The following is a 23,681-nucleotide window of genomic DNA, read 5'->3' on the forward strand; positions in this document are numbered from 1 at the left end:
TACTGCCATTAATTAGTCGGTTTATCGGGCAGGGGGGCCGATGCGTGGAATTCCTGATAAATCCGATGCATGTAATTGTCCAGCAGGCTTAAAATCTCCGCCCGATCGTCGGAGCGAACAATGACGCCAACGTGGTATTCTTTTTTCATGCGCCACCAGATTTCCGGCTCAGTAAATACCGACAGATCAGGCCATTGCTGCCGGGCTAAGGAGATGATCAACCCGGCATACCGGGCATCGTCAGCGGGTGGAATGTAGTGCTCTTTGCGCGCCATAGCGATTTCCAGTTTCGCCCATTCGCGCCAAAGATTCACGCCCGATGCCGCTTCCACCATCTCGGCAATGTTGGCGCCCCCCACGCGCGAGGATGTTTCCAGAAAATAGAGTTCGCCATCGTGATCGCCCCGGATGTATTCCGAGTGCGAAGCACTGTATCGCATGCCAAAAGCTGCCAGCACCTGGTCGTTGATCTGACTGAGGGCTGTATTTTCAGGAGTTCCGAGGGGTAAGGTAGCCGTTCGAAAAACACCCCCACCATGTGCTACTTCCATTGGGGTTGCCAGATACTGGCTCACCCTTGTAAAAACAGCTTTTCCATCCACCGACAGCGAATCGACGTGGTACACTTTCCCTGGTTTAAATTCTTCGATCAGGTAATGATGCCGTTTATCTTCCAGCAGGTGTATAGCCGACCAGGCTTCTTCCAGCGAATGTACTTTTCGAATGCCCGTTGTCGATGCTTCGGACCGGGGTTTCAGAAGCCAGGGCGATTCGGTCGTTTGCAAAAAAGCAGTAATAGCTTCGTCGTTAAACAGGGGGCTGAATGCCGGAACCCGAATCCCTGCCGATGCAGCCCGCATTCGCATAGCCAGCTTATCACGGAAATAACGAGAAGTTGTTTGCCCCATCCCATCGATCCGAAAGGTTTCTCGGATCAGGGCACCCTTTTCCACATCGAAATCATCCAGCGCCACAACCCGGTCGATCCGGCGCGAACGCATGGCATGGGCCAGACCAACGATCATTTGCTCCAGATCATTCGGTTCGTTGCTGGGTGATGGCAGGTAGAAAAATTCGTCGATTGCTTCATGAGGCCAGGCTTCATTAGCCAGTTTCTGATCGGTTAACAGATACACGGTGTTGCCCAACTCCTTACAGGCCCGCATAAATTCGTGTCCTTTAAAAAAAGTGGCAATGCACAGAAATGACAACTGGCTCATAGAGGACTATCGTTTATCTCACGGTTTTAGTTTACGGTTTATGGTAAGTTGATGCATCCGTCTCGCATTAACCAACCATAACCTGAAAACCGAACACCGTAAAAGCTGTTCTTATTTTCTCCGAAAAAGATACGGCCAAAAGATTAAATCACGAATTTTTCTTAGCGACTTTCTGCAATCAGCGCCTGTAAGTAGGATGTTAGTAGTCGGATGCCAAAGCCCGTGGCATTCTTTTGCGAACCAAATTCGGTGTCGGCAAAGGCCATCCCGGCAATATCGAGGTGCGCCCAGGCGGGATGGTTTTCCGTAAATACTTCCAGGAATTTTGCCGCACTGATGGCCCCGGCGACTGGCTTGCCACTGAAATTTTTCACATCGGCCACATCCGATTTGATGTCTTCTGTATACACATCCCAGATGGGCAGCCGCCAGAGGTGTTCGCCCGTCTGGTTAGCTACTTCGGTCAGTTTATTGGCCAGTTCATCGTTAGCCGTAAATAGCCCGGCAGCATGATACCCCAGGGTTGCAATAACACTACCCGTCAACGTAGCCAGGTCAATCAGCACATCAGGGTTATAATGACGCACCATGTAGCCCAGCCCATCAGCCAGAATTACGCGTCCTTCGGCATCCGTATCGATGATCTCGATGGTTTTGCCGATGTAGGAGGTAATCACATCACCCGGTTTGGTCGAGCGTCCGTCGATGGCGTTTTCCGTTGCGGGCACAATCCCGACTACGTGAATGGGCAGTTTCAACTTAGCAGCTACTTCTACCGTTCCCAGCACAGCCGCAGCGCCACCCATGTCACTTTTCATTAGGTGCATGTTCGACGAGGTCTTGATGGATACTCCGCCCGTATCGAACGTAACCCCTTTCCCAACCAGACCAATTGTCAGTACGTTAGTGGCATCGGCTGGTTTATAGTCTGTTATGATCAGTACTGGGGGTACATCACTTCCCTGGCTCACACTTAACAAAGCCCCCAGTTTTTGCCGCTCCAGTTCGGCTTTGTCGAGTACCGTTACACTATAGCCATGCTGTTTGCCCGAATTCATGGCCCAGTCGGCCAGTGTTTGTGGTTGTTTATAGTTGGCTGGGGCATTCATCAGGTCCAGCATCTGCCGTTGCGTTTGGGCAATGGCTTCGGCACGAATGAGCGCTTCCTGCGCAACGGTTTCAGTTCCGGGCGATACCAGTATGCTAAGTTGCCCCCCATCGGAGAAGAAAACCGGCGTATCAGGCTTATCAGTCTGGTATAACTTCAAATCATACCCGCCCCAGCGAACGCCTAGCACCACACTTTCGACTACCTCGCCCTCAAACTGACTTAAGTCAATCGTGACCTGCGTCGACAGCTTTCCTTTTTGGTCGAAAAAACACTTCCGGAAAGAGCGTAACCAATCCATCGCCTTCGGATTGGCCCCTACTCCAAGCAGATACGTTTTGAAGCCATCAGCTTTATAGACCGTAAAGACCTCTTTCGCATCCGCTTTAAAATCGCGTTGGAGAATGGGCAACGGAAGGGTTAACTTCTGAGAAAGATCGGTTAGCTGACTGGTCAAATCGGTCTGTACAACCGGAATGATCAAATCGCCTGTTGGCGGAGTTTGCGTTTGTAGGGTAATGTTCATGGGTAATAGTTTGGCAGTTCGACGTCAAAATTATCAATAAAACAGCCACTCCACAGCTTTCGGGAACTCCCGGCTCCAGTGGGCTTCCTGGTGCATACCCATTGGATCGACCGATAGATGAATATCGATTGGGTTTCCACCATACTGCTGACGTGCCAGTGCATCGCGAAACCGTTCAATATTAGGGATCATGTAACGTGACTCCTGCTCCCCTCCGTAGGCATAAATTTTCATGGATACGGGTGCTTTAAAGCGAATCGCATCGAAATAGATCTTGGGCGAAATCCAGAGCGAAGGCGAAAATACCATCAGTCGGCCAAACACGTTCGGATGCATCAGTCCGGCATAAATACTGATTAGCCCACCCAGTGAGCTTCCTCCAATACCCGTATGTTCCGCATCAGGCAAGGTTCGGTATCGGCTGTCGACTATCGGTTTGATGGCATGCCGAATAAAATCGAGGTAATACTGTCCTCGGCCCTTTCCGGCTCGGGTCGTCTGAAAAGTAAACTCCCGAATCCGACCTTCTTCGGCATGGTCAATGGAAACCAGAATTACCTCGTGATGGTGCCGGGCAGCCAGCAGGGCCATTTTCTGGTCGATCTCCCAGCTTCCGTACCCCGCTCCTCCCCCAAACAGATTCTGCCCATCGTGCAGATAAAGAACCGGATAGCGTTTGTCGCTCTGCGCGTAATCGTGCGGAAGCAGTATATGCACCCGACGCATCTGATGGATTTTAGGAGCGTCAAAAGTACTGCCAAGCAGTTCTATCTTAGGTAGCCACACTGGGTTGAAAGGCATGCCATACCAGCGCCAATGGGGTACAATATCCTGTTTCAGTCCGGCATCTGCCGAAACTACCCGGTTAGCAACCGACTCGCCAGAGGCATCCAATTCTACATGGTCCCAGCCGCCACGGGTGTATTTGTAGTCTACTTGCTGAGGAAGCTGTAGCGTGTTCGGGAACTCATACAGGTAATGCCCCGGCCCCACACACTGCATTTGAAAGCGATCAACATCAGGGTACCAATCACAAAAACTACCCGATACAAATACCGGGCGATCATCGTGAACAGGCGTATGCAACTCTAAACGTAACGACATACATTTAGAATCGGATACCTGAAAAGTTGGTTCAAAAACGGCTTAAAAGAGCTGGCAAAGGCCGCTTTTCGGGAGCGAATTCGATCAGGCTAATGCCCAGCGTTCACTGAGAGAGGTCACCATCGTTACTAATTCATTGTAACTGGCAGGTTTGGTCAGGCACTGATTGGCCCCGAGATCCATGCTCCGTTGCCGATCCGATTTATCGGACGACGTGGTCAGCATTACAACGGGCAATTCGGCGTAAGTCGGTGTACTCCGCAACTGGGTTAAGGTCTCGAACCCATTCTGCCGCGTCATGTTTATATCCAGCAAAATCAATTGGGGTATGGTATCGGCAACCGTTAAACGTGGTAATACCTGATCGCCATCCGTAAGCATCAGTACACTCACGGGCGTTTTCAGATCTTCAAAAGCCGAACGGATAAACAGACGATCATCCTCATCGTCGTCAACCACCCAAACGGAGGGCGGATTAACCGGAATATAGCTTGCTGACAGGTGAAAAGCCATGACTGGATTCGCGTTGAAATAAAGACGCTGATTAGTTGAGTACGTAGCAATTCACCGACTGATTACGGTGCGACAAGGGCCTCAATAGACAATGCAACTCCTATGATAAAGCGCAATTTTGATACGGATTGGGCTATACGATTATTTCGGGAATTGCATTTGGGTGGTTGGTGTGCTGGATATGGGCGGAATCAAATATACCGAACTACCGATTAATAAACTACTAATTACCTAACTATTTAACAGTTATTTAACTCAGTACAATATAAGCTCAGTCTACTTAACCAATTGGTAAGGTCTGGCTGAGAACGCAGTTCTTATTTAAAAAAAATCTAAATAAATTTTATACTTAGTCTAAATAGTAAATACCTTTGCAGGCGAAATCAGACAACCGATTGATTCATGCTAAAGCTTTTTCGCCTTTCACAACTTCTTCCTGTACTCGCGTTAACGGCCATCCTGGCCTCCTGTAAAGACGACGACGAAAACCCAACCACCGTCCGTCCTCAACTTCGAAAAACAGTTGATTACGCTAAGCTGACTGATACCACTACTTACGCCAACTTCTTTGTCGATGATAAGGGAGCCAAAACAGTCGATCTGACAACAGGTAGCACGCTATTGTCGATGTTCCGGGCAATCAATACCTACAACGGAACGGCTGCCAGTACGGGGGCTACACTCGACGCGACGACCCTGAAAAATATGTTTTCGAATACTGGCAACCCATTTTCGGGAACGGCCAATGCTGCATTAAACACCTCTGGTGTTCAGCTTCGGAACGTAACGGCTTCTTCGCTGTCGTCGGCCGATGCGGAAAAAGAGCGCCAGACGATCGAGGCTGCTTTTGGAGAGATGGCTACGGCTAGTAAATCGGCAACAGCCACCGCATCGGAAGGGCAGGCGGGTAAACTAGGTACCTATCTGGTTGATGCGAAAGGCATCGAATGGGCACAGATCATTCAGAAATCGCTCATTGGTGCTTTCCAGGTCGATTACATTGCCAATGTGCTGCTTAGCGACAAAAATCTGGCAGCTGATAATACGACGTTGGTAGCCGGTAAAAACTATACCCAGCTTGAGCAGAACTGGGATCAGATTTTCGGCATCATTACGGCAAACCCCGTTTACGGTTCAAAAGCGACTTCGACCTCTTCGGGCGAAAGCTTCATTGGCTCCTACATGTGGGAATACAATAAGGACGATTTCCCAAAAATTCACAAAGCCCTTCTGACAGGCCGGGCCGCTATTGTCAACAACGACCTGACTACGCTGAAAACACAGGCGACTTTCATCCGGTCGGCTATGGAAAAAGCGATTGCGGCTGCCGCTCTAGGCTATCTGGGCAAATGGAAAACGGCCGGAACCAACACATCGGCGGCAGCCCACGCGATGGGCGAAGGATTAGGTTTCATCTATAGCCTTCGCTATGCGAAGCTGAACAATGCGGACGCTACCTTCTCCGACGGCCTTCTGACGAATCTGGTTTACTCAGCCCCCAATGGCTTCTGGGGTTTAACGAATGCCAAAATTGATGCAGCTTCAACCGCTATCAAAACCAAGTTTAACATTCCTTAATTGCAAACACCCACTCTAATTCCAGACGCTACAGAGCGGTGTTTTTAATACCGCTCTGTCACTTTTTAAAACCTATGAAACAAGTTAGGTGGAAACAGATCGGCTCTGCGTGTATCCTGTTCGGTATGCTCTGGGCCTGCTCAGGTGGCGGAACCGATACACCGATGCCCACAAACCCTACCAATCAAGCCGACAGCGACCGGAAGGCCATGCTTACCAATATCGCTGACAACATTATTGTACCGGCCTACGCGAATTTTAAAACGAAGATGGACGCCATGACCACCAAATCGGACGCGTTTGCCGCTAAACCCGATAAGGCTTCTCTGGCCGATTTTCGGCAGGCCTGGGTGGATGCTTACACCGAATGGCAGAAAGTTGAACTCTTCGATGTGGGACCAGCCGAGCAGTATACCCTTCGCAATTTTTTCAATATTTATCCTGCCAATACGACGGGAATCGAAGAATACATTGCCGCTGGTTCGGGCTCGTTCGATGTGCCCCTTTCCTACCCTAAACAGGGTTTTCCGGCTTTGGATTACCTCATCAACGGTCTTGGCAGTACCGACGATGCGATTGTGGCACGATACACTACAGCCACCGATGCCGCCAAACGGATCGCCTACCTGAAACGCCTGACCACGCAGATGAACTCGGTGTTCTCGACCGTATACACGCAGTGGACAACGGGTGGCTATCGGGATACCTTCATCAACTGCACAGCCCTGAACGCGGGTTGCTCCACCGGGAAACTGGTCAATGGCTATGTGCTGAACTACGAACGCTACATCCGTTCGGGCAAAATTGGCATTCCATCAGGAGCTATGACCAACGGAACCGTATCGCCCGATAAAGTGGAAGCTTACTACAAAAAAGATCTTGCCCTAACTCTGGCCAAAACTGCGCATCAGGCATCTGTCGATTTCTTCAATGGCAAGAGCGTAAAAACCGGACAGGAAGGCCCAGGGCTGAAAAGCTACCTGAATAGTCTGGGTGCTAAGGATAGTCAAACCGGCAAATCGCTGGTCGATATCGTGAATGCCCAGTTCGATCTGGTCAATCAAAAACTCAGCGTTCTCAAAGCCAACCTGTCCGACGAAGTAAAGACTAATAATACGGCGGTTACGCAGGTGTACACGGAAATGCAGAAAGCCGTTCGGATGCTCAAAGTAGATATGACTTCGGCCATGAGCATTACGATCACCTACACGGATAATGATGGAGATTAATTAATGTGTACGGTTATGGGAATCGTAGTACGTGTAGACCGAGTCCCATAACCGTCCCCTATTGGCATGCCTGCTTACTTTTATAAAACAACACCAGCGGCTCCGCTGGCCCTTTTCAGGCTCCTGTTCGGGTTGATGCTCTTCGGGAGCATCGTTCGTTTCTGGGGAAACGGCTGGATTGCGGAACTGTACGAAAAGCCCCACTACTTCTTTCCATTCTACGGGTTTGAATTTGTAAAGCCACTGGGCCAGTACACCTGCGTTCTGTTTGCAATCTGTGGGTTATCGGCACTGCTGGTGGCCATTGGGTTATTTTATCGGGTTGCAATTATCACGCTGTTCCTGAGTTTCACCTACATCGAACTGATCGACAAGAGCACGTATCTGAATCATTACTACTTCGTGAGTATGGTTTGTCTGCTGCTCATGTTCCTGCCCGCTCATGCATACTTTTCAGTCGATGCCTACCGTCGCCGGACCTTGCTGGCCGATCAGATTCCGGCCTGGTGTATCGACTCGCTGAAACTCTTTGTTGCCATCCTCTATGTGTTTGCCGGTTTGGCGAAGCTGAACAGCGACTGGATTTTGCATGCGCAACCGCTACGGATCTGGTTACCAGCCCATAACGACCTGCCGATCATCGGCTTTCTGTTCAATTATCCCTGGGTACCCTATGTGTTCAGCGTATTTGGCTGCATCTATGATCTGAGCATTCCGTTTCTGCTCTGGAACTACGCAACCCGGCCGTTTGCCTATGTCGCTGTCGTTGTTTTTCATGGACTTACGGCCCTGCTCTTCCCCATCGGGATGTTTCCTTATATCATGATTGTGACGGGATTGATTTTTTTCTCACCTGCCTTTCATCAACGGATTATCAACCAGATCGGCAACTGGTTTTCGGCATCCTCCCAGTTTCTTCACCCCCGCCGAACCTATGCGTACTCGCCTGCTGTAAAGACAGCACTATTGGGGACTCTCACCATTTTTTTTACCGTTCAGTTGCTGTTCCCACTCCGCTACCTGCTGTATCCGGGCGAATTGTTCTGGACGGAGCAGGGCTACCGATTTTCATGGCGGGTGATGCTAATGGAGAAAGCGGGTTATGCCCAATTCACGATTAAAGATCAGCTAGGCCACCAAACCATCGTCAACAACAGTCATTTCCTTACTCCTTTGCAGGAGAAAATGATGTCGACTCAGCCCGATATGCTCCTGCAATACGCGCACCTATTGCGGGACTATTACGCGCAGCATGGTTTCCAGCACCCGGAAGTATACGTAGATTCTTACGTTGCCCTAAACGGTCGGCTTGGCAAACCACTCATCGACCCCAACACAAACCTGGCCAATGAGGAAGACTCATTCAAGCCTAAACCATGGATTACCCCATTTCATGATACGATTTACGGTCTTTAGTTTTTTTAGATTAAATCAGTTGACGTGTATTCGATGGTTCTATCAGCCACCGATTTTAATCGGTGGGTTGAGCGACGAGAATCTGAAACACGAACCGTTTCAACGGTTTAACACCCAGAAACCGTTGAAACGGTTACCCAAAACATTCGTTTTTTGTCTGGTCCCACAGCTAAAGCTATGGGCTACTAAAACGTTCTTATATACGCTGCTATTTAGTTGCTTTTTTACAGCCAATACATTCGCCCAATACCGCCTTACGGGTACGGTACGGGCCCGGCACGATAGCACTGTGGTGAAAGGCTGTACGATTTACCTGAACGACGGCAAGCGTAGCACGACTACCGATAGTCTAGGCCGATTTGCTTTTACCAATCTACCAACTGGCGAACACTTGTTGCAAACGACCAGCCCTGACTTCAAAACTTGCCGGCAAACGGTAATCATCCCGAATCAGGATCAGCACATAACGATCCTGCTCGCCAGTCGGCAGGAGAATCTGACGGAGGTGACGGTTACCGATAAGCAGTCGGATTTTGGCTTCACACGGATGCGCGGAGTCGAAAGCATGGGTATTTACGAAGGAAAGAAATCGGAAGTTATTTTGCCGGAACAACTGGTGGCTAATCTGGCGACCAACAATGCCCGTCAGATTTACGCCCGTGTGGCCGGACTGAATATCTGGGAAAACGAAGGTGCTGGATTACAGCTAAGCATAGGCGGTCGTGGCCTTGACCCCAACCGTAGTTCTAATTTCAACGTTCGACAGAATGGCTACGACATCAGCGCCGATGCATTAGGCTATCCTGAAAGTTACTATACTCCCCCCATTGAAGCCGTTGGACGCATTCAGATTGTTCGCGGAGCGGCCTCGCTTCAGTATGGTACGCAGTTTGGCGGGTTGCTCAACTTTGTCATGAAAAAGCCCGTAACCAACCGTAAACTGGAACTGACCGCCCGTCAAACCATTGGCTCCTTTGGGTTTTACAATGCGTTTACCAGCGCCAGCGGAACCGTAGGCAAGTTGAGTTACTATACCTTTTTCCAATACAAAAAAGGTGACGGCTGGCGACCCAATTCACACTTCACCAACTACACGGCCTACGCTGACCTTGATTACCACGTTTCGGAGCATACAACAATTGGTTTCGACCTCACGCAGATGAGTTATCTGGCCCAGCAACCGGGTGGCCTGACCGATGCCATGTTTGCCGACGATGCCCGCCAGAGCAACCGCGAACGCAATTGGTTTAAAGTCAACTGGACGATGCCTGCCCTGCATGTCGACCATACATTCAACACCAACAACGAAGTCAATTTGCGGGTCTTTGGCCTGAATGCGTATCGGTACTCGCTGGGTTTCCGGCCCAACCGGGTCGCCAGCGTCGACGACAACAGCGAGCGCGACCTGATCAAAGGCGATTTCCAGAACTGGGGCGCCGAAGCCCGGTATTTAAAACGCTATTATCTGGGGAAACAACAGGCCGTTTTGCTGGTCGGGAGCCGCTACTATCACGGATTCAACCATAGCGTACAAGGGCTGGGTAGTACCGGCAAAGATGCCGATTTTACCTTTATCAGCGATGCTCAGGCCATTACCTACGACTACCGTTTTCCGAACCGAAACGTATCGGCCTTTGCTGAGAACATCATCTATCTGGGCGAAAAGCTCTCGATCACGCCCGGCCTGCGCTACGAATACATCTATACTACGGCCGATGGCTTTTACGGCACCACGATTCGTGATCTGGCGGGTAATATCATCAGCTCGGCCCGAACCAGCGAGTACCGAACCAATGGCCGACAGTTTGTATTGGGGGGGCTCGGCATCAGTTATAAACCAACAAGTCAGCTAGATATTTACGGCAACCTGTCGCAGAATTACCGTTCCATCACGTTCAGCGATATGCGCATTGCAAACCCATCGCAGGTGATCGACCCGAACTTGCAGGATGAGAAAGGCTATTCGCTCGACCTGGGTATCCGCAGTACCCAAACAACGCTGTACAATTTCGACATCAGCACGTTCTACCTGAATTATAACAACCGCATCGGCGAAGTACAGTTCTACGACGAAAATCAGCGGGTGCTACGTCGGCGGGGCAACATCGGGCAGGCCGTCATTATGGGATTAGAGTCTTATGCCGAAGCAGACTTCCTGCGTCTGGCGAACCCGGCCAATGCCGATCTGAGTGGGGTTCTGTTTGCTAATGTAGCCTTGATTCATTCGGAATACAAAGCTAGTGAAGTGGCCGGAGTGGTAGGCAATCAGGTTGAATTTGTACCTAATGTGAACCTCAAAAGCGGGGTTCGACTGGGGTACAAAAACCTGAAAGCCTCCCTCCAGTACACCCACCTCTCCGACCAGTTCTCGGATGCCACCAACGCCCGTGAAGGGGGCGTGTCGGCCGTAATCGGCCTGATTCCGGCCTATACCATTATCGATGCCAGTCTGTCGTATCAATTCAGGAAATTTCGAGTGGAAGGTAGCCTGAATAACCTCGCCAACACCGTCTACTTTACCCGACGGGCTACCGGTTATCCAGGCCCAGGTATTCTACCTTCCGACGGTCGCAGTGTTTATCTGACCGTGCAGGTGAAACTCTGAGTCGTTACGCGTAGGTTGCCCCACATTGCCCGTATTGAAAACGGCAGGCAAATCGGCATTGGGGCTGGGCCGGAAAATGAGCCGGATATTCCGTTGTTTGGCGCCGATCCCGAAATTCTGAATGGCCGTGACCACATCGCTGTCGATAAAGGATGACTGGCTACCGTCGATTTCAATAATCGCGTTGTCGGGTATGCTTTTCAGCAGTTTCATCAACTTGGCTTTACTCAGAAACGACACATAATCGCCCAGGCTGACGTGAATTCGTTTGATGTCGCTATCCCACTCGGTCCGAACCTGGTGCGTGTTTCGGTAATGATCGCGCAGGATGAAGAATACCCCCGTCACCAAGCCAATGCCAATACCCGTCAGGAGGTCGGTCAGTACAACGGCTAACACCGTAACGCAGAAGGGGATAAACTTGGCAGGGCCCTCGGCGAACGTAGCTTTGAAAATATCGACCCGCGCCAGTTTATAACCCGTTACCAGCAGAATTGACGCCAGACTCGCCCAGGGAATTTTATTGAGCACCGATGGCAGCGTGACGACACAGACCAGCAGCAACGATCCGTGTAGTAAAGCCGCTAATTTGGTCCGGGCACCTGCGTTGATACTCACCGAACTCCGAACAATAACCGATGTCAGTGGAATACCGCCAATCAAGCCACTAATCACGTTTCCGATGCCCTGCGCTTTCAGTTCGTGGTTGGCAGGGGTTTTGCGTTTCAGTGGGTCGAGTTCATCGCAGGCTTCAACAGCCAGCAACGCTTCCAGACTGGCAACCAATGCAATAGCGATGGCTGATGAATACACCAGCGGGTTGTTCCACTGCGAAAAATCGGGAAAGGTAAATAGCTTAAAAAAGGCGTCCACGCTGTCGGGAACGGGCAATTGCACCACATGATTGCCCGACAATGCCCATTGTGGAGCCATGAGTTTCATGAGTTCGTTCGTCAGAATCCCAAATACGACGACGATCAATGCTGCGGGCACATTTTTGGCAAACGCCTGTTTTTTAAACGCTGGGCGTTCCCATACGTAAAATACGGTGAGCGAAACAATCGTGATCAGAATGGCGGTCAGGCTAAACTGACTCATGGCCATACGAAATTGCTCGTTCAGGTCAAACCCGTTGGGCTGAAAGAGCACCAGCCCTTCAGCCGCGTCGGCATCGTATCCAACCAGGTGCGGAAGCTGCTTGATGATCAGCATGATACCGATACCGGCCAGCATCCCTTTGATAACCGACGAAGGAAAAAAGTTGCTGACGTTACCAGCCCTGGCAAATCCAAATCCGATCTGAAACAGTCCGGCGATGCACAACGCCAGCAGAAACGCCGGAAATGACCCCAATGCTTCTATGGCACTCAAGGTCACAACGATCAGACCCGCTTCGGGACCCGAAATACTCAGCGCCGACCGACTAAAAATCCCGACGATAAGGCCACCCACGATACCAGCAATGATTCCGGCAAAAAGAGGAGCGCCGGAGGCCAGCGCGATCCCCAGGCATAGCGGCACGGCTACCAGAAACGAAATGGCTCCGCCCCGAATATCGCCCAGTTGGCTTTTAGATTCTATTGATTGATTAACGTTGAGCATAACTATAAGTCTGGTTGTATACGAAAAAATAGTGCCTGCCCTAAACAGTTAGCTCCGTACGAGGCATTTCAGAGCAACCGTTTAAGGCAGGACTTCGGCGTACCGACCGCTTACAACTCGCGGGCGGTCGATACAGTTGGAGGACCGACAGACTGCCGGGTCGACAGTTTTTGTCCGGTTGAGGTTTCTAGTTGCTGAAGGCGTTGCTCCAGCCGGACGGTTTCTTTATAAAGAGAGTCAGCCCGCTGGCTTTCTATTTCATACTGCGACCGATACTCGTTGGTAATCAATCGCTTCTGCCGATTATCGACATACATATTGTAGGCGATACAGGCTACGATGAACCCCCAGACGGTTATCCAGTTGATGTATTTACCGGAAGTTCTCCCTTTGACGTTTTTGTTGTCCATAGTTTGAAAACCGTTCATAGATCGTACGAAACGTTTCTGACAACAAAGTTCTCTTAACTAACCTAACCGTTCATTAAGGGTCAGTTAGAAGTTCATAAGAGGGCTGTTAGAAGTTGATTAGAAATCGATTAGAGCGACTTGGGTAACCGAACGGTAAAGGTGGTGCCCTGCTCAGGTTGGGAAACCACATCGATCTGGCCATAGTGGAGTTGAATGATCCGGTACGTTAGGGGTAAGCCGACCCCGTGTCCATGAATCCGTTTGACGTTCTGGGCCCGGAAAAACGGCTCGTAAATCTGTTTCAGATCGACCTCCGAAATGCCAATGCCCTCGTCCGCAAACCGGATCGTTACCCAGCGATTGTTGGCGCCTAACGTAACCTTTACCTGCTTTTTCTCCGAAAACTTACAGCCATTCTCCATCAGGTTGAAAAAGGCCGAGTAGAGCAGCGATTTGTTACCGGCGATGGTCAGTGAGGGTTGAATCGCTTCCACTTCGCCATCAAACGAGAACACGACCGAGTACTCTTCCTGATGGTTCATGAGCATCTGAGCGGCCTGGTAAATAACCTCATCGACGGCTACCTCGCTGAATTTCAAGGGCGTGGCCCCCAGACTCACCAGCGTCAGGTTGAGCAGATTATTGGTGAGTTTGTTCATCCGCTGAATCACATCCAGAGCCGCCCGCCATTTGGCTTCGTGTTCCTCAACGGTGCGCCGTTTCATAAGCGTCACTTCGATCTGGCCGGTAATGATGGTCAGTGGTGTACGTAACTCGTGCGATGCATTGGCCACAAAGTTGCGCTGTACTTCAAACGCTTCCTGCACCCGGTCGAGCATCAGGTTGAAGGTACGCGCCAGTTGGGCCAGTTCGTCCTGATCGTTACCCGCCGTTAGCCGACGGTTCAGGTTCGATGCCGTAATCTGATCGACCTCCTGAATAACTCTGGAAATGGGCCGTAGCGAACGCCCGGCATACGCCCAGCCTACCATACCGACTAAGGCCAGGCTACAGACCAGCCCAACCGCCATAATGGTGCTCAGGTGTCCCATTTCTTCAATGCCATATTGGTCGTAGGCCGACGCAACCAATACATATTCCTGCCGATTGTGCAGGTACGTAAACCCGACAATCTCAACTTTATTTTGCCGTAAGAAAATCTCTTTTTTCTGCCGGATACGGGCTACTATGTCGGTTCCGACAATAGCGCGTGACTGCGTTGCATACACGAGTCGCCCCTGCTGATCGTATACATTTATCTGCTCCTGGGGCAGAGCCGTCAGGTTATTCCGCTCGATAATCCGCAGTAAGCGTGTGTTGATTTCTTCTTCGTCCAGCAACAGTCGGGCGGTCGTTTTGGCCTTATCGCTCAACCGGAGGTAAAAATCCCGTTGCCGGAAGTATTCGGCGGTGGCATACACCACAAACGAAAACAGGAGCAGTATGGCCGCAACGACCCCCACAAACGTGAACGAAAGGCGCGTGCGTATTCTCATGATTTACTCGTCAGAAGCCTGCATAATGTAGCCGATACCGCTAATGGTATGAATCAGCTTGAGCGGAAAATCCTTGTCGATCTTTTTACGCAGGTAATTGACGTACACATCAACCACATTGGTACCCGTATCAAACGAAAGGTCCCATACGTGCTCCATGATATCCTGCCGGGTAAGTGCCCGATCCTGATTTTTCATAAAGAATTCAAGCAGAGCCAGTTCGCGGGCCGTCAGAAGAATTTTCTGGGCGCCCCGCTTTACCGCTTTACTCTGTAAATTGAATTCAAGATCAGCAATTTTAAGCACCGTTGGCTCCTGAACAGCCACGCCGTTTCGACGGTTCAACGCCCGTAATCGAGCCACAAGCTCCCGAAATTCAAAGGGTTTTACCAGGTAGTCGTCGGCCCCGGCATCAAAACCTGTCAGTTTATTTTCGGTACTGCCAAAGGCAGTCAGCATCAGAATGGGCAGGGTTTCGAACTTGTTCCGAATCATGCGGCAGAGGTCATATCCGCTGATAACGGGCAGGTTCACATCCAGAATAACCGTATCGTATTCGTGTTCGGCAAGTTGCTGGTTAGCCTCCATCGCATTGCCCGCAATATCGGCGGTGAAGTCGTACTCTTCCAGCCCATTCTTGATTAGCGACGCAACCTCCCATTCATCTTCTACGATCAAAATTCGCATAATGCCCTCCGATAGCGACTCACCTGGTCGCAGCGAAATTACGTGTTTTTGCTTAGACCTGTCCCATCTACACGTTACCCTTGTAATCCCAGTGATCGTTGATGACAACGCACCGAGCATTTTTACAAGGTCTCAGTATTCAAGGCTGGGCTGTATCGACCAAACCAAAACGCTTATCAACTCCGATGGTTCGTTTTTATCAAGATGTTCGTGCAGCCCTTCGGCCAGTTTCATAGCAAACAGGTTATTTTGGTGTAGAATACCCTCCGGCAACAACAGTTTATCAAAACAACCTCGACATCAAAAAATAACTCACAATCAACAACTTACACAAACACACATATAAACCAAGAAACCGCAAACGGGTCCATTTCCTTATTTACCTCATCATCGAAAGACAATTCCTGGTACAAACAGTTTCGGTTTTATACGTCTTTGACTTATCCAGATGTATTCAACGTATGAAAAAAATACTGATTAGTTCGACTTTACTTTTGTGCGTTGGCCTGATGAGTGCCCGAGCGCAATCGGCCAACACCGAAACCAACGCTGGGAAACAAGGCTCAACCACAACCAGCAACGCAAAAAATGCCAACAATGGCCAATTGACAGGGAAAGGGGTTCCTTACAACAAGGAAGCACAGCAGACGGGCAAATCCGCTACCCAAAAATCAAACCGTCCTATTCCTGAATCATCCATCAGTACAGAATCCGATAGAAGCTTACAGGACGCCGGTAAAATGTCGGTTGGGAGCCACAATCCCCGCCGGGACAACGAAACCCAGTTTGACAAAAAGAGAGGCAACCGAATCCTTCCCCGAACGGGCAGTAAGACCGATAGTAGCCAGCATCGCCGATAGTAGAATAGATAGTTGTAGGAAATTACTTTGTACGACCCCGTTGGGGTCGTACGTTTATGCGACACATTAGCCAAAAACATTACAACGTATCCAGCAGCCGAACAACGATCACAGCATTCTGTTTGTCTTTGCTTTGCTCATAGGCAACCAGCGTTCCTTTATCCGTCGACAGTACCGCCGGATACATTCCGTCGACAGTTTCGGGAGTCAGGTAAGTTGTGGGACTGACTTGTTGACCAGTCATCGTGCGCATCCCGATACGCTGCACAAACGACCCCATTTCGCCGGATCCATCTTTCGAAACCGACTCATCCCAAACCCATACTAACCGTCCGTTGGCAGCCGAAACCTGCGGATGTTTGGCCCGGTTTGTCGACACACTCGACACCAGTTTTTCGGAACCTAATCTAGCCAATCGCAAGCCAGCCGATTCTTCTTTGCCCGAAAACCAGGTTACCAGCAGATCATTGCCCACCTGTGCCACTACCGGCCCCGCGTGTGGGCAGGCCGCTACCTGCCAGTTATCAGCAAAAACAACCTGCGGTTTACTGAATGTTTTACCACCATCGGCCGACACTGCCGTACTCATATCACGAGCAGCAGGAGTACTTTTCTGAGTTGGTATCATATCCCGGTAGGTCAGGTGAATTCGTTTCTGACTATCGACAAACACGTTGGTGCGGCAGCATTGGCAGGCATTTTCATCGACCAGTACCGCCGGGCCAAATCCTTTTCCAGGAGTTGTCTGGGCAAATACGACCGGACGGCCTTCCTGTCCGGGCAATTTTTCATCGAGCCAGACCGCGCCAATTTCGCCATTCGGCAAGCGGGTAATATCGGCAAACGAGTGGCTCTTGCCGGGAGTTGCATCCTGATGCACAGGCTGGGCATCCGTCCAGGTTTTGCCACCGTCGGTCGAAAGCGTATACAGCAGGTCGCCCGCAAAACGAGACGCTGCGGTAGGTCTGGGCACTTCAAAAACCGCCAGCATAGTACCATCGGTTTTTACCGCTAGTTTGGGCATACCCTCGGCATGGACCGACAGTCCGGCGGGGGCTTTTACCCGAACTTTTTCCCCAAACGTTTGTCCACCGTCGGTTGAGAGAGAGAAGTAAAACGCAGCTTCTTTTTCGTTGAGTTTTTCAACCCAACTCAATAAGGGATTTCCGTAGGCATCGGTGGTCAGGCGCGGTACGGCTCCGGCAAACTGCGGGTCTGAGATAGCGGTTTCTTTACCCGGTTTTTCGGCCATTAGACCGATCAGAAGAAATAAGGTTAACAGGCTTTTCATAAGTCATTTTCGTTATTCGTCATACACAATCATTTTTCGACAGGATTGACAGGATAAAGCATGATTCGTATCGCAAAAATTTATCCTGTCAATTCTGTCAATCCTGTCGAAACCTTTTTTTATTTCCCCGAAAAACTATACTGCACCCCAATGACAAAGGTGCGCGGAGCTGCTGGCGTAAAGGTTGTTCGGTCGGTCGAGTTGTTGCCACGGGTGGCGTTGGTAGCATACAGCACATTCGTCACGTTCATGACATTGGTATATACCTCAATACCTTTCCATTGATAACCGAGTCGGGCATTGGCAAAATCGTAACCATCGTAACGAACGGTATTGATCTGGTTCTGATACCAGCCTGATACATGCTGCCATTCCATCGATGCCCGCAGATTTTTAGCCCAGGCTGGGTAGTAAGTCACTTCGGTGTTCCAAAGGGTACGCGGGGCTGACGGCATCTCTTTCCCGTTTACATTCTGAATCACATCCGACACGCGCTGGCTAAGGGTAAACTCGTCGAACCGATGTAGGGCATGTGTTCCGCCAAACCGAATAAATAGCTGTTTCGAAGGGCGATACGTAAGCCCAAGTTCAACCCCTCTGTGTAGAGTTCGACCCGCACTCTGGTAATCCGTCGAATTGTCGGGCTGGCGAATGCTGAGCAACTCGTTGGTGCCATTCATCTGATACAGCGCCACATCGACATACACTTTGTTGTTCAGCAACGACGCCCAGCCACCGATTTCCATATTATCGAATTTGGCTGGCTGGAGATTGTAGTAGAACAAATCTCCACTGGCTGTTGGTGTGGTTCGTTTCAGGAAGATCGACGTGAGCGCTGGGGGTGAAAAACCTTTGGCGTAATTGGCGTACAGGCCCTTTCCATTGCCCAAGTCATAGGTTGCTCCGATTTTTGGGGTTACCTGGCTGTATTCTTTGCTGCCCGTAGTTTTATCCAGCCCATTGGTATAATCGAACGCCATACGGTCGTAGCGCAAGCCCGCCGACAGGCGGAGTTTGGGCAAAGGCTCCAGATCATATTGCACATAAGCCGCCAGATTATGAATATCAGCCTTGTAGTTTGCCAGCTGAATATCAGGCCGTTCGGCAACCTGCGTATATTTCAACACCGATTTTTTATCGGCCCGTAGTTCGGTCGTTAAGTCCGTCTGATAGGCATAGTATGTATTCGGCGACAGATCAAGCGTAGCCCCGGCAATCAGTTTGCTATTCAGGAAATTCAGTCGCTGCGTATGCTGGGCAATGAATCCAGAACTACTGAAATCGTTGCTGTTGATCTGCCCGGTAGCGGTTGCCGAACCCGTTGTCCAGCGAATCGAATAGGCCGGATTCTGACCTACGCTATTATTCCGCACAAACGCCGTCAGGAATGACTGAGAGCCATTTTTCCAGTCGTGTTCGAGGGTCAGACGACTACGAAAGGAGACTGTTTTCCGATACGTAAAATCCGTTGTGCTGACATATTGCCGGGCAAAAAAGGCCGTACTATCGACGCTACCGCTGGTCTGTGAATTGTAATCGTTGTACGATAGGGTGCCGGTCAGGCGGGTTTGCGGAGTAAAAGCATATTCGAGTCGGGCGAAGTACGATGCTTTGTCGTAATTGGAACTGGCTAACCACGAATTCCGCTGACGGGCTACCAGGCCACCCACATAGATCCCAAACTTACCCTGCCGGGCCCCCGCTCCAAACTGAATCCGTTTATACCCCCACTGATCGAATTGAATACCGACTCGGGCCGTTGGCACAGCTGTGGGGCGCTGGGTGATAAAATTGACAGCTCCGCCCACAGCTTCCGGCCCATAAATCGACGAAACAGGCCCTTTTACGACCTCAATCGAGCTAACCGTAAACTGATTCAACTCCAGCAGCGCATTGTGATTAAACACGCCCATTGGCCGAATCGGAACCCCATCTTCCATGTAGAGGAAATACGCATTGGTGGTCATCGGTTGCCGGATGGCCATCATGTGCTGCTCGTTGTTGAGGTTTACCATTAGCACACCAGGCGTTTTGTTGATCACCTCGTAAATGCTGGTTGGCTTGGTATCCTCGATCAGTTTGGGCGACAGTTTCGAAATCGCAATAGGGGTTTCGGTGCGCAGGGCCGCTTCCCGATTGCCCGTAACCACTACGGTTTGTAAATCTTCCACAGCCGGTTCCAACGCAATCCGAATAGGCTGACCCGGGCTGATTAACACCTCCTGGCGACGATACCCTACGGCCGATATACGCACTTTTGACGGGAGTTGAGCCAGTGTAAAATGTCCGTTGGCATCGGTAACCACACCTGACTTACCATCTTGCCAGGATAGCGTTACACCTGGTATGGGTTCTTTGGTTTGGGCATCGAAAACAAGCCCTTGACTGGCGTTCTGTGCGTGAGCACAAAACGCGGCAATAGCCCATAGCCCACAGGCTACGAGGAGTTTATATGTATTCACGAAAGCTTAGTTTAAGTCTGAAAATAAACGGGTTACCAGACGCTGAGGAATGGTAAATGGACAGCCCCTGATGGACAAGACCTGCCAGACAGCTTATCGGGTGACAAGCCTAGGTAAGCTTCGTTAGACGCAGGGCGGGTGAAAAAATGAGGTAGCCGGAGCCGCGTAAACAGGTACTTCGTATGCCAGATGGGCAGAAGGAAGTAGCTCCGTCAAGGATGGCTGAAACAGGAAAGACAGATGATGATCGCAGAACAACTGCACGACGGGCGTATTCTGCACCCGTTCGGTCGTTTCTTTATCCTGTTTATCCTGCTGGGCTTTCAGCCGTTTCGCCAGGTAGCATTGCCCGTCACAATGGAGATCGGGTCTATCACGATTTTCGCATAGAACGCGGGCAATGTAGTCTTTATTGACCTGATAATACGCGATAGCCCCCCACTGACTGACCGTTGGCAGCAGCGTAGCAAAAACGAGGATATACAGGAGCGCATTTCTCACGACGGCGCAAAGATAAAGTTCGTTTGCCGTATATACTGCCCCACTGCCAAAAATCATCGATCCTGTTTGTGTACAAGGCATGCCTTGTCTATACAAACCCAATTGCCCAAATAGAAAAATCCCCTCGCAAACAACCCATTACAGGCCTCTGATAAGCGTTAAATTATACGAATAGCAGTAGAGCAATCAGGCACAATTGCTTATTTTAGCCGCGTATACTTTATCACGTTGTTAATACAATAGCAACTCAACACACGATAAAGTAACTCCAGTACCCAAGTACCCACCGACTCATGAAACGACTTTTACAAGCCTTCCTTTTGTGTGGGCTTTTTACGGCTGCCAATGCCCAGCCCATCGTCCTGAATGACCCTGATCAGATCTATTATCCTATACTTCATAGTTCTGCGCTTACAGTACGACTTGGATCAACTACCATCGATTCACTGTTACAACACCCAGAACGTTACCGCTTTCAACCCCTACAGGTCAAAGCCCTTCTCGATGGTGAGCATGAGCACTGGCTTCGCACCAAACTGGTTACTCCGTTAAAGCTGTACTTGTGGCCAATATTACCTACTGTAGATCACACGATTATATACGAAGTAGTCGATGGTCACATTTTGCAAACGATGGAGTATAAGCATGGCTTACTGGTTTCAAGCGATGGCTACTTGCAAACAAGACGTGCATGCGCCCTGTTGAGCCAGCCTGGCAAGAAGACCACCCTGTACATTAGGGGCAGGTACGGAATTGGCACAACTACGCTCATCGCTAACAACAAATTGCTTGTCTGGCTACACCAGGAGGATTTGTTCTTCGGTCTTTACTTCGGATTAGCCTTGCTCATAAGCCTGTACAGTTTGATGCTGTTTGCTCGCCTTCGGGAAAGGGAAAACCTTTTATACACAGTCTGGGTATTAACGCTTGCCATCACAACAGCTACCTCGTTTGGGCTATTATCCGAATGGCTCCCCTCCTTGTATGTGCTCCTGTTTGACCACTTAATCATTCTCTTCAGCCTGGTCCCCCTGTTGTCTATGGTATTTGCAATTGAATTTTTGCAAGTCCGTCAGCGATCTCGTCGTATGTATCGAGTGGGCCTTGTCATACTAGCCATTATGACTGTCATCCTTTTTACCTACAGCGACAGTTGGCTTTTAGGCACGGTTATAGGCTTAATGCAGATGCCTTACAGTTTGATGGTGAGCATCCTGGCTATCCGTCAGGGATTTAAACCGGCTTGGTACTACCTCATCGGCGCAATAATCGTATACATCGGGTCCTGGGTTGGACAAATTTATGCGATCAACTCATGGCCGGTAACGTTTTGGGCACTCCATAGTGTGCCAATTTCATCCGCGCTGGAAATTCTGTTTTTTACCCTGGGCCTTACCTATAAGGTCAACTTGCTGAAAAAGCAGCAAGACGAAGCCATTCAGGAACAACTACGGCTAACCCAGGAAAACCAACAATTAATCGAAACTCAGAACCACGTGCTGGAAGATAAAGTCGAGCAGCGCACTGCCGAGCTACAGGAATCACTCACAACACTCAAGGCAACTCAGGTCCAACTCATCCAGAAAGAGAAACTCGCCAGCTTAGGAGAACTGACGGCTGGCATTGCCCATGAGATTCAGAACCCCTTAAACTTCGTCAACAATTTTTCGGAGGTATCAGTTGAATTAGTCGAAGAGTTGAAAGGAGAAGCACAGGCTGGACAAACCGATGAAGTAATAGCCATCGCTACTGACTTGTCACAAAATCTGCAAAAGATCAGCCATCATGGCCGAAGAGCCAGTGCCATCGTCAAAGGTATGCTGGAACATTCGAAAGGAGGTTCAGGCGAAAAAGAGCAAACGGACCTTGTCCGACTAACCGAAGAATGCTTCAAAATCGCGTATCAGGGGTATCGGTCAAAACATCGGGATTTTAGCTGTGAACTGGTAACCAGCTTTCAACCAGACACCTTATTTATGCAGATGGTTACTCAGGACATTGGCCGCGTCGTGATTAATTTATTGAACAACGCTTTCTATTCGGTTCGCGAACGAAGTTTCCAGCGGTTAGAAGGCTATCTACCCCAAATCGGACTGAGCATAACCCAACGAAGTGGCTACGCCGAATTGATCGTTAAGGATAACGGCACAGGTATACCGGAAACTATTCGAGAAAAAATATTCCAGCCCTTTTTCACTACTAAACCTACTGGCGAGGGAACAGGACTAGGTCTCAGCCTAAGTCATGATATTATCAGCAAAGGGTATGGAGGATCGCTGGACGTAAAAAGTCAGGAGGGCCAGGGGAGCGAATTTATCATTCGACTACCAACCTAATAGACTCATACTCTGAACGAAGCGCTACTAGGCAATCGGCGCATAAACACTCCTGATATAGAGAATTAGCATACTCCCGTTGAGCTTCGGTCAGAGAGACGGCCTGACACTGGCAGAGGTTTATACTCCCTACCCGACATTCAAACAGTCGGCCGCAACGTGGGCAGGCCGTATGCTCATGCTTTGCGTTTTCGTTCACGGGCTGGTAACTCCTCCTCAAAAGCAATAAAATTGACGACTTCTTTCTGGCGGTTCAGAATGGGGCGAATTTTGACATGACACACATATGGAGTCTGATCTTTTCGGTAGTTAATCAATCGACCATTGATCGGCTTCCGTTTGCCAATTGCGTCGCGCATACGCTGACGAGTCGCTAACGAGGTGGCTTGTCCCTGCAAAAAACTGGGTCGACGGCCCACAGCCTCTTCAGAAACATATCCGGTCATTTTCTCAAAAGACTCATTTACGTACTGGATTAACTGATTCACGTCGGTAATCACAACAGCCTGACTACCAGACAGCAACTCCTCACGAAGAAACTTTGTCAGCACCCAGTCGTTCACTTTGGCTAGAGTCTGCCACCCTGCTTTTCCCTGCAATGGCGAAGACCTATCCCAGAACTCCCACCCTGCCAGTAAGGGCGTTTGAAGCGTAGGCCGGTGCTGATCGGCAAGTTGCTTATCGTATGGTCCACAAAAATCCATTGGTACAAAAGTACAACCTCCTTGTCGAAGCTC

Annotated in this window: 19 protein-coding genes; 6 read left to right on the forward strand and 13 right to left on the reverse strand. The window is 49.9% G+C overall.

Going from position 1 to position 23,681, the window contains the following annotated elements; genetic code table 11:
- Positions 1–8: 8 nt before the first annotated feature.
- The 4 genes from BGO59_RS27830 to BGO59_RS27845 all read right to left on the reverse strand — a co-directional run bounded on the left by BGO59_RS27830 (position 9) and on the right by BGO59_RS27845 (position 4,471).
- On the reverse strand, positions 9–1,220 hold the full coding sequence (locus BGO59_RS27830; protein ID WP_293689228.1) for an ATPase: 1,212 nt from the start codon (positions 1,218–1,220) through the stop codon (positions 9–11).
- Between the two features lie 161 nt (positions 1,221–1,381).
- Entirely contained in the window at positions 1,382–2,854 is a 1,473-nt protein-coding gene (locus BGO59_RS27835; RefSeq protein WP_293689230.1) for a M17 family metallopeptidase, read from the reverse strand.
- Positions 2,855–2,887: 33 nt separating this feature from the next.
- On the reverse strand, positions 2,888–3,958 hold the full coding sequence (locus BGO59_RS27840; protein ID WP_293689232.1) for an alpha/beta hydrolase-fold protein: 1,071 nt from the start codon (positions 3,956–3,958) through the stop codon (positions 2,888–2,890).
- 84 nt (positions 3,959–4,042) lie between these two features.
- On the reverse strand, positions 4,043–4,471 hold the full coding sequence (locus tag BGO59_RS27845) for a response regulator (protein WP_293689234.1): 429 nt from the start codon (positions 4,469–4,471) through the stop codon (positions 4,043–4,045).
- A 402-nt stretch (positions 4,472–4,873) separates the two neighbouring features.
- On the opposite strand from BGO59_RS27845, the gene BGO59_RS27850 reads away from it, so the two are divergent.
- From BGO59_RS27850 to BGO59_RS27865, 4 genes are all read left to right on the forward strand, one after another.
- On the forward strand, positions 4,874–6,049 hold the full coding sequence (locus BGO59_RS27850; protein ID WP_293689236.1) for a DUF4856 domain-containing protein: 1,176 nt from the start codon (positions 4,874–4,876) through the stop codon (positions 6,047–6,049).
- Positions 6,050–6,123: 74 nt separating this feature from the next.
- Positions 6,124–7,278: an imelysin family protein gene (locus BGO59_RS27855; RefSeq protein ID WP_293689238.1), complete on the forward strand. Its 1,155-nt coding sequence runs from the start codon at positions 6,124–6,126 to the stop codon at positions 7,276–7,278.
- Positions 7,279–7,344: 66 nt separating this feature from the next.
- Positions 7,345–8,694 (forward strand): HTTM domain-containing protein, encoded by a 1,350-nt coding sequence (locus BGO59_RS27860; RefSeq protein WP_293689240.1) that lies wholly within the window; start codon positions 7,345–7,347, stop codon positions 8,692–8,694.
- Positions 8,695–8,899: 205 nt separating this feature from the next.
- Complete coding sequence (locus BGO59_RS27865; protein WP_293689885.1) at positions 8,900–11,299, forward strand: TonB-dependent receptor; 2,400 nt, start codon at positions 8,900–8,902, stop codon at positions 11,297–11,299.
- On the opposite strand, the gene BGO59_RS27870 is transcribed toward BGO59_RS27865, so the two are convergent.
- From BGO59_RS27870 to BGO59_RS27885, 4 genes are all read right to left on the reverse strand, one after another.
- Positions 11,249–12,901 carry a SulP family inorganic anion transporter gene (locus BGO59_RS27870; protein WP_293689242.1) on the reverse strand — a complete coding sequence of 551 codons (1,653 nt, stop codon included), beginning with the start codon at positions 12,899–12,901 and terminating at the stop codon, positions 11,249–11,251. The genes BGO59_RS27865 and BGO59_RS27870 overlap by 51 nt on opposite strands.
- A gap of 110 nt (positions 12,902–13,011) precedes the next feature.
- Complete coding sequence (locus BGO59_RS27875; RefSeq protein ID WP_293689244.1) at positions 13,012–13,329, reverse strand: hypothetical protein; 318 nt, start codon at positions 13,327–13,329, stop codon at positions 13,012–13,014.
- Between the two features lie 110 nt (positions 13,330–13,439).
- Entirely contained in the window at positions 13,440–14,807 is a 1,368-nt protein-coding gene (locus BGO59_RS27880) for a HAMP domain-containing sensor histidine kinase (protein WP_293689246.1), read from the reverse strand.
- 3 nt (positions 14,808–14,810) lie between these two features.
- Complete coding sequence (locus tag BGO59_RS27885) at positions 14,811–15,494, reverse strand: response regulator transcription factor (protein ID WP_293689248.1); 684 nt, start codon at positions 15,492–15,494, stop codon at positions 14,811–14,813.
- 461 nt (positions 15,495–15,955) lie between these two features.
- Here BGO59_RS27885 and BGO59_RS27890 point away from each other — a divergent pair, with 461 nt between their 5' ends.
- A complete protein-coding gene (locus BGO59_RS27890) occupies positions 15,956–16,354 on the forward strand; it encodes a hypothetical protein (RefSeq protein ID WP_293689250.1) in 399 nt (132 codons plus the stop codon).
- A gap of 79 nt (positions 16,355–16,433) precedes the next feature.
- Here BGO59_RS27890 and BGO59_RS27895 read toward each other — a convergent pair whose 3' ends face one another.
- The 3 genes from BGO59_RS27895 to BGO59_RS27905 form a co-directional block, all read right to left on the reverse strand.
- Entirely contained in the window at positions 16,434–17,645 is a 1,212-nt protein-coding gene (locus BGO59_RS27895) for a sialidase family protein (protein WP_293689252.1), read from the reverse strand.
- Positions 17,646–17,764: 119 nt separating this feature from the next.
- Positions 17,765–20,107 (reverse strand): TonB-dependent receptor, encoded by a 2,343-nt coding sequence (locus BGO59_RS27900; protein ID WP_293689254.1) that lies wholly within the window; start codon positions 20,105–20,107, stop codon positions 17,765–17,767.
- 123 nt (positions 20,108–20,230) lie between these two features.
- Positions 20,231–20,608, reverse strand: coding sequence for a hypothetical protein (locus tag BGO59_RS27905; protein ID WP_293689888.1), 378 nt, complete (start codon positions 20,606–20,608; stop codon positions 20,231–20,233).
- 293 nt (positions 20,609–20,901) lie between these two features.
- On the opposite strand from BGO59_RS27905, the gene BGO59_RS27910 reads away from it, so the two are divergent.
- On the forward strand, positions 20,902–22,944 hold the full coding sequence (locus tag BGO59_RS27910; protein ID WP_293689256.1) for a 7TM diverse intracellular signaling domain-containing protein: 2,043 nt from the start codon (positions 20,902–20,904) through the stop codon (positions 22,942–22,944).
- On the opposite strand, the gene BGO59_RS27915 is transcribed toward BGO59_RS27910, so the two are convergent.
- Together BGO59_RS27915 and BGO59_RS27920 are read right to left on the reverse strand one after the other, a co-directional pair.
- Positions 22,925–23,143: a cysteine-rich CWC family protein gene (locus BGO59_RS27915; RefSeq protein WP_293689258.1), complete on the reverse strand. Its 219-nt coding sequence runs from the start codon at positions 23,141–23,143 to the stop codon at positions 22,925–22,927. The two genes, BGO59_RS27910 and BGO59_RS27915, sit on opposite strands and share 20 nt — an antisense overlap.
- The gene (locus BGO59_RS27920; RefSeq protein ID WP_293689260.1) at positions 23,121–23,648 is read right to left on the reverse strand and encodes a PAS domain-containing protein; all 528 of its coding nucleotides are present in this window, start codon (positions 23,646–23,648) and stop codon (positions 23,121–23,123) included. The genes BGO59_RS27915 and BGO59_RS27920 overlap by 23 nt, the downstream gene beginning before the upstream one ends.
- Positions 23,649–23,681: the final 33 nt, after the last annotated feature.

This window comes from Spirosoma sp. 48-14, from assembly GCF_001898575.1.
Classification (GTDB): domain Bacteria; phylum Bacteroidota; class Bacteroidia; order Cytophagales; family Spirosomataceae; genus Spirosoma.

Excerpts from the sequence above, each read along its gene's own strand:
- BGO59_RS27840 (WP_293689232.1), bottom strand. The coding sequence starts at position 3,958 with ATGTCGTTACGTTTAGAGTTGCATACGCCTGTTCACGATGATCGCCCG.
- BGO59_RS27895 (WP_293689252.1), bottom strand. The coding sequence starts at position 17,645 with ATGAAAAGCCTGTTAACCTTATTTCTTCTGATCGGTCTAATGGCCGAA.
- BGO59_RS27860 (WP_293689240.1), top strand. The coding sequence starts at position 7,345 with ATGCCTGCTTACTTTTATAAAACAACACCAGCGGCTCCGCTGGCCCTT.
- BGO59_RS27880 (WP_293689246.1), bottom strand. The coding sequence starts at position 14,807 with ATGAGAATACGCACGCGCCTTTCGTTCACGTTTGTGGGGGTCGTTGCG.
- BGO59_RS27870 (WP_293689242.1), bottom strand. The coding sequence starts at position 12,901 with ATGCTCAACGTTAATCAATCAATAGAATCTAAAAGCCAACTGGGCGAT.
- BGO59_RS27835 (WP_293689230.1), bottom strand. The coding sequence starts at position 2,854 with ATGAACATTACCCTACAAACGCAAACTCCGCCAACAGGCGATTTGATC.
- BGO59_RS27850 (WP_293689236.1), top strand. The coding sequence starts at position 4,874 with ATGCTAAAGCTTTTTCGCCTTTCACAACTTCTTCCTGTACTCGCGTTA.
- BGO59_RS27885 (WP_293689248.1), bottom strand. The coding sequence starts at position 15,494 with ATGCGAATTTTGATCGTAGAAGATGAATGGGAGGTTGCGTCGCTAATC.
- BGO59_RS27830 (WP_293689228.1), bottom strand. The coding sequence starts at position 1,220 with ATGAGCCAGTTGTCATTTCTGTGCATTGCCACTTTTTTTAAAGGACAC.
- BGO59_RS27875 (WP_293689244.1), bottom strand. The coding sequence starts at position 13,329 with ATGAACGGTTTTCAAACTATGGACAACAAAAACGTCAAAGGGAGAACT.
- BGO59_RS27920 (WP_293689260.1), bottom strand. The coding sequence starts at position 23,648 with ATGGATTTTTGTGGACCATACGATAAGCAACTTGCCGATCAGCACCGG.
- BGO59_RS27910 (WP_293689256.1), top strand. The coding sequence starts at position 20,902 with ATGAAACGACTTTTACAAGCCTTCCTTTTGTGTGGGCTTTTTACGGCT.
- BGO59_RS27890 (WP_293689250.1), top strand. The coding sequence starts at position 15,956 with ATGAAAAAAATACTGATTAGTTCGACTTTACTTTTGTGCGTTGGCCTG.
- BGO59_RS27845 (WP_293689234.1), bottom strand. The coding sequence starts at position 4,471 with ATGGCTTTTCACCTGTCAGCAAGCTATATTCCGGTTAATCCGCCCTCC.
- BGO59_RS27855 (WP_293689238.1), top strand. The coding sequence starts at position 6,124 with ATGAAACAAGTTAGGTGGAAACAGATCGGCTCTGCGTGTATCCTGTTC.